The 7619-nt window shown below is 60.2% G+C and carries 9 protein-coding genes; 5 read left to right on the top strand and 4 right to left on the bottom strand.

What is annotated here, in order from left to right; translation table 11 throughout:
* Positions 1–503 (top strand): CarD family transcriptional regulator (locus tag PDO_RS19390; RefSeq protein WP_007605896.1); only part of this gene is annotated, 503 nt, incomplete at its 5' end.
* 157 nt (positions 504–660) lie between these two features.
* On the opposite strand, the gene PDO_RS19385 is transcribed toward PDO_RS19390, so the two are convergent.
* The 3 genes from PDO_RS19385 to PDO_RS19375 all read right to left on the bottom strand — a co-directional run bounded on the left by PDO_RS19385 (position 661) and on the right by PDO_RS19375 (position 4828).
* Positions 661–1389 carry a Bax inhibitor-1/YccA family protein gene (locus tag PDO_RS19385; RefSeq protein WP_007605895.1) on the bottom strand — a complete coding sequence of 243 codons (729 nt, stop codon included), beginning with the start codon at positions 1387–1389 and terminating at the stop codon, positions 661–663.
* Positions 1390–1571: 182 nt separating this feature from the next.
* Complete coding sequence (locus PDO_RS19380; protein WP_007605893.1) at positions 1572–4118, bottom strand: ABC transporter permease; 2547 nt, start codon at positions 4116–4118, stop codon at positions 1572–1574.
* Positions 4115–4828 (bottom strand): ABC transporter ATP-binding protein, encoded by a 714-nt coding sequence (locus PDO_RS19375; RefSeq protein ID WP_007605891.1) that lies wholly within the window; start codon positions 4826–4828, stop codon positions 4115–4117. The genes PDO_RS19380 and PDO_RS19375 overlap by 4 nt, the downstream gene beginning before the upstream one ends.
* Before the next feature lie 78 nt (positions 4829–4906).
* Between PDO_RS19375 and PDO_RS19370 the strand changes: the two genes are divergently transcribed.
* Both PDO_RS19370 and thpR read left to right on the top strand, forming a co-directional pair.
* Positions 4907–5554: an arylesterase gene (locus PDO_RS19370; protein WP_037074723.1), complete on the top strand. Its 648-nt coding sequence runs from the start codon at positions 4907–4909 to the stop codon at positions 5552–5554.
* 66 nt (positions 5555–5620) lie between these two features.
* Positions 5621–6214 (top strand): RNA 2',3'-cyclic phosphodiesterase, encoded by a 594-nt coding sequence (gene thpR / locus PDO_RS27395; RefSeq protein ID WP_007605887.1) that lies wholly within the window; start codon positions 5621–5623, stop codon positions 6212–6214.
* On the opposite strand, the gene PDO_RS19355 is transcribed toward thpR, so the two are convergent.
* Positions 6148–6621 carry a low molecular weight protein-tyrosine-phosphatase gene (locus tag PDO_RS19355; RefSeq protein ID WP_007605885.1) on the bottom strand — a complete coding sequence of 158 codons (474 nt, stop codon included), beginning with the start codon at positions 6619–6621 and terminating at the stop codon, positions 6148–6150. The two genes, thpR and PDO_RS19355, sit on opposite strands and share 67 nt — an antisense overlap.
* Positions 6622–6648: 27 nt before the next feature.
* Between PDO_RS19355 and PDO_RS19350 the strand changes: the two genes are divergently transcribed.
* Together PDO_RS19350 and PDO_RS19345 are read left to right on the top strand one after the other, a co-directional pair.
* Complete coding sequence (locus tag PDO_RS19350) at positions 6649–6951, top strand: 4a-hydroxytetrahydrobiopterin dehydratase (protein WP_007605884.1); 303 nt, start codon at positions 6649–6651, stop codon at positions 6949–6951.
* 58 nt (positions 6952–7009) lie between these two features.
* Positions 7010–7402 carry a YkvA family protein gene (locus PDO_RS19345; protein WP_007605883.1) on the top strand — a complete coding sequence of 131 codons (393 nt, stop codon included), beginning with the start codon at positions 7010–7012 and terminating at the stop codon, positions 7400–7402.
* Positions 7403–7619 lie beyond the last annotated feature (217 nt).

Genomic DNA, 7619 nt, shown 5'->3' with positions numbered 1-7619 from the left:
CACATGGCGTCGGTACCATCACCGCTATCGAAGAGCAAGAAGTGGCCGGCATGAAGCTCGAGCTTTTTGTAATCGATTTCGAAAAGGACAAGATGCGTTTGAAGGTTCCGGTTGCCAAGGCCGTGAGCATCGGTATGCGCAAGCTGTCCGAAACCGACTTTGTCGAACGCGCTCTCAAGGTTGTGCAGGGCAAGGCTCGCGTCAAGCGTACCATGTGGTCCCGCCGGGCGCAGGAATATGATGCCAAGATCAATTCCGGTGATCTGATCTCGATTGCAGAAGTCGTTCGCGACCTCTATCGCGCAGAGAACCAGCCGGAACAGTCCTATTCCGAGCGTCAGCTCTATGAAGCTGCTCTCGACCGCATGGCGCGGGAAATCGCCGCCGTGAACAAGATGTCCGAGACCGAGGCCGTGCGCCTGGTCGAGGTTAATCTTGCCAAGGGCCCGAAGCGTGGCAAGACGATCGAAGAAGAAGACACCCAGGAAGAAGAAGCGGCATAAGCCGATCCTCTCATGGGTCACCTATAAAAAGCCTCCGGTGCGAACCGGAGGCTTTTTTGTGTCTGCCGTTTGCTGAGACTGGCTGATCAGGCAATAAAAAACCCCCGCCGAAGCAGGGGTTCTTCATGACTATTGGCAGAGCCGAAGTCGGTACCGGTCAGTTGCGGTTTCCGAGGAAGCGCAGCATGAACAGGAAGAGGTTGATGAAGTCGAGATAGAGGCGCAGCGCGCCCATGATGGCGGTGCGGCCAGCCGTCTCCTGGCTGTCGGATTCAGCGTAGGCAGCCTTGATTGCCTGGGTATCATAGGCGGTCAAGCCGGCGAAGATCAGTACGCCGATCACCGAGATGGCGAAGTCGAGCGCCGAAGACGCCATGAAGATGTTCACCAGCGATGCGATGATCAGGCCGAACAGACCCATCATCAGGAACGAGCCCATGGCCGACAGATCGCGCTTGGTGGTGTAGCCATACAGCGACAGGGCACCAAAGGACGCGGCCGTCACAAAGAAGGTCTGGACGATGCTGGCGCCGGTGTAGATCAGGAAGATCGACGACAGCGACAGGCCCATCAGGGCGGCATAGATCCAGAATGTCATCTGCGCAGAGGCGACGCTCATCTTATGGATGCGGAAGCTCAGGAAAAACACCATGGCGACCGGTGCGAGGATCACGACCCAGCGCAGCGGCGAGCCGTAGATCGCCTGGGCGAATGCCGGGCTGGACACGGCCATCTGGAAGGTTGCGTAAGCGGCAATACCGGTGATGGCAAGGCCCAGCGCCATGAGGTTGTAAACCTTGAGCATGTAGGCGCGCAGACCTTCGTCGATCATCGTCGCCGACTGGGTCTGGCCCGCACGGCTCTGATAGTTGCGAAGTTCAGACATTGTTTTCCTCTTTCAAGCTCCGAGGGATGACGGTACGGGCGTAGTGCCCGGGCGCCGCTGCGGAGCTCAGCATGCGTAACAACAATATGAGGTGTTCCTCGGTCTTGGACAAGAGCCGAAAGCTTAAATCGCGGTAATCCGGCCGACGGTGGGTGAAGCGTGCCAGAAGTTCTGTTTCTGGCTTAAAGTTCACGCAGAACGGGAGCCGCTTTCTGTCCGAGAATGCGCCAGGTGCCGGCCAGACCGATGCCGATGGTGACCACGAGAGCAATCAGGATTGTCATCACGGCGACGTCTGGCAGGAAGTTGGACGGCAGTTTCATGATCTGGCTCAACACGTACCAGGCGATGCCGCCGCCGGCGATCAGGGCAAACAGGGCGGTGGCTGCGCCAAGCAGCATGTATTCGTAGGTGAAGGCGCGGATCAACATGGCGCGCGTTGCGCCAAGCGTCTTCAGGATGACTGCATCATGCGTTCGTGCGCGGTTGCCGGCGGCAAGAGCGCCCGACAGCACGAGCACGGAGGCAATCAGCGCCAAGGCCGCCGCTGCCCGGATCGCCGTTGCAAGTTGCCCAACCAGGCGGTCCACCACCTCGAGGGCATCCTTGACCCTGACGGTGGTGATCGTCGGGAAGGCCTGCGTGACGGAACGCAGGATCGTGGCTTCCTCGGCAGACGTTGCCTCGCCATCGATCAGGGTTGCCAGCCAGGCATGCGGTGCACCGGCGAATGTGTTGGGGGAAAAGACCATGACGAAGTTCATCGACAGGCTTTCCCACTGAACCTTGCGGAAATTGGCGATCCTGGCGGTGATGCTGCGGCCAAGCACGTTGACGGTCACGGTGTCGCCGATCTTCAGGCCGAGTTCCCGGCCTTCCTGTTCGGAGAAGGAGACGAGCGGCTCGCCGGCGTAGCCGTCCTGCCACCAGGCGCCTTCCGTCACGCTGCTGTTTTCAGGTACATTGCGGGCATAGGTGAGGCCGCGATCGCCGCGCAAGACCCAGCGGCCTTCCGGCGGCACGTTGATCTTGGCGACATCCGTGCCGTTCAGTGCCAGGATACGGCCGCGCAGCATCGGGACTTCGACCAGCTTGCCTTCCGGGGCCTGGCGTTCGACAAGGCTCCGGAAGCTGTCGAGTTCGCTGCCTTGGATATCGACGAAGAAAAAGTTCGGTGCACGGTCCGGCAGATTGCCGGTCAGTTCACGGCGCAGGTTGCCGTCGATCAGCGCCAGGGCCACCAAAAGGCTCAAGCCGAGGCCAAGCGAAAGCGTCACTGCCGGCGTCAGGGCGCCGGGCCTATGGATGTTGCCGACGGCCAGACGAAGCGCTGCCGAATGGATCCGCGGGCTGCACCGCGCCGCAACTGCGATCAGATATGCAACCACGCGCAACAGAACAAATCCTGCGGCCATGGCAATGAGGAAGACCGTCGCTATGCGCCTTTCTTCCGACGAAAAGATCGCAAGGGCTGCGAGTGACGCCAGGGCCAGAGCGGTCGCAAGAAGATACGGCCAAGACGGCAGGCCACGGGTCTCGAAGCCCTGCTCGCGGAACAGGGCTGTTGCCGGAACCTGGCGCGCATGGCCGAGCGGCAGGATGGCAAAGGCGAGCGTTACAAGGATGCCGAAGACGGCAGCCAGAAGCAGCGCGCGCGGATAGAGCGTTGCTTCCGTCGAGATCGGCAGGATGCCGGCGAGATAACTGGCGGTGATCGGCGGGGCAATAGCACCCAAGACCAATCCGATCAGGATGCCGACCGAGGCAACCAGGGTGATCTGGATCAGGTAGACCATGACGACCACGGATGCCGGCGCGCCGACGCATTTCAACGTGGCGATGACGGTCCGCTTGGAATCGAGAAAGGCGCGCACTGCGTTGGCGACGCCGACGCCGCCGACCACCAGGGCTGTGAGGCCGACGAGTGTCAGGAACTGCGAGAAGCGCTCGATGTTTTCCGTCAGCGCCGGTGCTGCACGATCACTGCTGCGGATCGACCAGCCGGCATTGGGAAGTTCCGTCTGGGCGCGCTGCCGTATTATTGCCGGATCGGGCGCGGGGTCGCTGAAGCGAACCTTATAGGCCTGTTCGACGAGGCTGCCGGTCTCGGTCAGGCCGCTTGCCAGCAGCGCGGTGCGGCTGGTCAGGAAGCGCGGTGCAAAGCCGAAGCCATCGGAAATGGAATCCGGCTCATTAACGATTACGCCGTTAATCCGGAAGCGGGCATTGCCCACCAGGATTTCGTCGCCGACAGCCATGTTCATCCGGTCGAGCAGCAGTTGCGCAACGACTGCGCCATAGGCGCCGTTGCGTTGCGCCAGCAGTTCTGACAAGGGCTGGTCGGGTTCGGCCGTGAAACTGCCATAGAGCGGATAGGCGTCGTCAACCGCTTTCAGTTCGACCAGCGACTGGTCGGCGCCGTCCGGCAGACGCGCCATCGAGCGCAGCGCCGTCGTCAGCGAAACGGTACCCAGTCCCTGCAGGAAGCGTTGTTCCTCTGCATTGGCTTCGCGGTTGTTGAGTTCGAAGCGCATGTCGCCGGCGAGTAGCGTGCGACCTTCGGACGAAATCGCATCGGTAATGGCGGTCGAGACGGAGTTGACGGCGGCGATGGCGCCGGTTCCAAGCGCGATGCAGGCGAGGAAAATGTAGAAACCCTTGAGGCCGCCGCGCAATTCGCGAAGCGCGATGCGGAAGGCGATCCGCACCCGTGATGCAAAACCGCTCATGCGAGCACCGCGGCCGGGCGGATGGTTTCGGCGGCGCTGTCGCCGGCAATCGTGCCAGAGGCGACGCGAACCTGGCGCGAGCAGCGCGCCGCAAGGGCGTTGTCGTGGGTGACGAGCACGAGTGTCATGGCGCGCTCGGCCTGCTTGGAAAACAGGAGATCGGCAATCTGGCGGCCGGTTTCGGTATCGAGATTGCCGGTCGGCTCGTCGGCGATCAGAACGGCCGGGGACGGAGCCAGGGCGCGGGCAATGGCGACACGCTGCTGTTCGCCGCCCGACAATTGTCCGGGATAGTGGTTCAGGCGCTCGCCAAGGCCGACCGCCTCCAGTTCCTTGCGGGCAATGTCGAAGGCATTGCGGACATTGGCCAGTTCCAGCGGAACCGCGACATTCTCGATCGCCGTCATATTGGCAATCAGGTGGAAGGACTGGAAGACGATGCCGATATTCTTGCCGCGAAAATCGGCAAGGGCGTCTTCGTTCAGCGCGTGCAGCGCGGTGTCTCGGACATGGATTTCGCCGCTGTCCAATCGTTCAAGGCCCGCCAGAACCATCAGCAGCGTCGACTTGCCGGAGCCGGAGGGGCCGATGATGCCCACGGCTTCCCCTTCGGCTATGGTGAGATCAATATCCTTCAGGACGTGGACGGAGGCGGCAGCATTGCCCAGAGTGAGATCGGCGCTTTTGAGCTCGATGATGGTTTTTCTCACGCGCGGCCGTCCTATATCTATTGGAAATCAATTTCGTTGCCGCAGGATGCGACCTGAGGGCAATCTAGGAAAGCCATGATGAGATTTAAAGCCGTAGCCCTTCATTTCACCGTGATCCTGATGGCGGTACTGGGCGCCACCCGCCTTGCCGCTGCCGAGACAATCCAGCTGGTCGGCTTCGGCGACAGTTTGATGGCCGGCTATCAATTGCCGCAGGAGGATGCGCTGCCGGCCCAGTTGCAGCGCGCGCTGGTGGCGAAGGGACATGATGTTGTCATCACCAATGCCGGTGTGTCGGGCGACACCACGTCTGGTGGGCTTTCGCGTGTGGACTGGTCGGTGCCGGACGGGACGGACGCCGTGATCCTCGAGCTGGGTGCCAATGACGCGTTGCGCGGAATCGCGCCGGAACAGTCGGAAAAGAACCTGGACCAGATCATCAGCCGTTTGAAGTCGCGTCAAATTCCCATCCTTCTCGTCGGCGTGCTGGCGCCGCCGAACATGGGGGCAGACTATGGCGACAAATTCAATGCCATCTATCCCCGCCTGGCTGAAAAGTACGCGCTGCCGCTCTATCCGTTCATCCTCGACGGTGTGATCACCGACCGCAGTCTTTTGCTGGAGGATGGCATGCATCCCAATACCAAAGGGCTGGCCGTAATGGCGGAGCGCATACTGCCCCTGGCCGAAGAGCTGGTGAAAAGCGTTGAGGGTAAGTCTAAATAAGCGCTTGCGCCTGATGGCATTGCGTGATTCGCTGTGAGCATCTGCAAAAGATTCGGGGAGCTCGCGATGCCGAGATTATTCACTGCCCTCGAAATTCCGCGCAATGCTGCGATGAGCCTCTCATTGTTGCGCGGTGGTCTCCCCGGCGCCCGGTGGATTGATGTGGAGAATTACCACATCACGCTGCGCTTCATCGGGGATGTGGACGGACGCACGGCCGACGAGATCGTCGATCGTCTCGACCGGATTGACCGACCGGAATTCTCTCTCTCGCTGAATGGCATCGGTTCCTTCGGATCGAAGAAGCCGCATTCGATCTGGGCAGGCGTCACGCCGGCACCTGAGATGTATGCGCTACAGGGCGAGATAGAACGGATTTGTCAGCGGATCGGGCTTCCTCCCGACCCGCGAAAGTTTACGCCGCATGTCACCCTTGCACGCCTCAAGCAGTCTCGTCTCGAGGATGTGGTGCACTACCTGAGCGGTCGCGGCGACTTCCAAACAGTCCCCTTCATCACGCCTCGCTTCGTGTTGCTGTCGTCGAGGGAATCGGTGGGTGGCGGGCCTTATCTGACGGAAGAAGTGTTTCCGCTTCACGAAAACGGTTCGATGGCGAACTTTGCCACCAAGGCTTTGCAGCCTGAAAAGAGCATGGTGTAGACGGCGTCGAAATCGCCCTGTCCACCGTAATAGGGATCCGGGACATCGACATCGGTCGATGTCGCATAGTGGCTGAACAGATGCAGCCGGTCCCGGTTTTCGGCCGGTGCCAACGCACGCAGGCGTTCCAGATTGCTGGCATCCATGGCCAGGATCAAATCGAAGGTGGCGAAATCCTGCGGCTTGACCTGCCTTGCCCTCTGCCTTGAAATGTCGATGCCGTGTTGACGGGCGGTGAGGATCGAGCGGTTGTCTGGCGGATTACCGACATGCCAGCCGCCAATTCCGGCAGAGGCAATCTCGCCGGCATACGCATCCGATGCGACAAGGTGGCGGTAGATGCCTTCCGCAAGCGGTGAGCGGCAGATATTGCCAAGACAGACAAAGAGGATCGAAGGTGTGTTCATCGGCGCATTCCAACGGGAGGTGGAGAGATGAAATACGAGAAACTCGATGACGCGGCAATCGCTGCCCGTCTTGGCGAACTCAAGGGATGGTCGATCGCCCGCGCAGGGGTGGCGATCGAAAAGCACTATGTCTTCCGCGATTTTCGCCAGGCTTTCGGCTTCATGACCGAGGCGGCACTTGCTGCCGAAAAGCTCGACCATCACCCCGAATGGTTCAATGTCTACAAGCGGGTCGATGTTACCCTGACTACCCATTCTGCCGGCGGTCTGACGGAACTGGATTTCAAGCTGGCCGTTCTGATGGATATGGTGGCGGCACAGGACGATTGAATTCCCGGTGGCCAATCCACATATGCTTGATGGGTCCGAATGAAGGAATCGATGGACGATGGATGAGGTGAAGATCGGGGAAATTCTGCTGCCGGGCGACGAAGAGACGCAGGAGCGACAGGAAGCGAAGGTCCGCGGCCGGTTCTGGCCGACGTTGAAGAAGGCCGCCCGCCAGATCCCATTTTCGCGCGATGTCGTGGCTGCATTCTACTGTGCCACGGACCGCGAAACGCCTTTTCGTGCGCGCGGCATCCTGCTCGCGGCGCTCGGCTATTTCGTCCTGCCGCTGGACGCCGTCCCCGATGTCTTCGCCTTCATTGGCTTTACCGACGATGTGGCGGTGCTGACTGCCGCCTTCGCATTGATCAACAGGCATATCAAGGAACGGCATTACGATGCCGCGGATGAGGTTCTTGCCGAACACGCCGAAAATCCCGGCAAGGCGTCCTGAGCAAAAACAGGATTGCGGACGAAAAGTCAGATCAGCCTAACTCTCGCCTGATTTCCTCTTTCTACATCGCTACAGGGAGCCAAGATCCGAAACTGGCGGTTTTTCGCCGGATTTCGGATGCCAAATTCGGATCGACGACGCGGTTTGTGACAAGAAGGCGTCCGTCGTTCATCCTTTGGTAAGGTAAATTAAGTCAAACTGAACACAGGTTTTGACG

It is taken from the genome of Rhizobium sp. PDO1-076 (assembly GCF_000247475.1).
Lineage (GTDB): Bacteria > Pseudomonadota > Alphaproteobacteria > Rhizobiales > Rhizobiaceae > Allorhizobium.
This window is presented reverse-complemented; position numbering and strand designations above follow the sequence as displayed.